The sequence below is a fragment of the Spirulina sp. CCY15215 genome, from assembly GCF_016888125.1.
In the GTDB taxonomy this organism is placed as follows: domain Bacteria; phylum Cyanobacteriota; class Cyanobacteriia; order Cyanobacteriales; family Spirulinaceae; genus CCY15215.
The window spans coordinates 1-452 of sequence record NZ_JACSWA010000394.1 but is presented as its reverse complement, the minus strand read 5'-3'; the positions used below and the strand labels follow the sequence as shown (position 1 = coordinate 452).

The window sequence follows — 452 nt, the reverse complement described above, 5'->3', positions numbered from 1 at the left end:
CCTGATGGCTTCCAGCTTTCGGGTTTTGCACCGAATGTCGGCAAGAAATCATCATCTAAAAACGATGCTTGCGAGGTGTACGATTCTTCAGTTTCAATAAACTCAATCCCGTATTGTTCACATAATTGCTTGATGCGTTCTTTGAGTTTAGCTGTAGGAATTTGAACAAACTTTTGATTGTTCTTTTTGCCGATATTGATACCGTTCTTTTGACCCTTGTTCCAGCCAAAGACAATGCGACCGATGCCATTTTCTAAGCAATGGTTAATAACCAATCTCGCTGCTTTATTAACCGCATCTCTCATCTGACGGTTGCGTTTTTCCGTGATACGAGATAGTCTTTTAGACCAGAATTCTTGGGGCTTGTTTTCCTTAATTGTGGCAATCTGCTTATTATAAAATTGGTTAACAGATTTAAGACGTTTTCCATCGATAATGAAACTTGTTCCTCT

1 protein-coding gene is annotated in these 452 nt (G+C 39.2%); it reads right to left on the bottom strand.

Translation table 11 applies throughout. The features are described 5' to 3' along the window. On the bottom strand, positions 1-452 hold a 452-nt coding region (locus JUI58_RS11250), incomplete at both ends, for an IS200/IS605 family accessory protein TnpB-related protein (protein WP_204103881.1).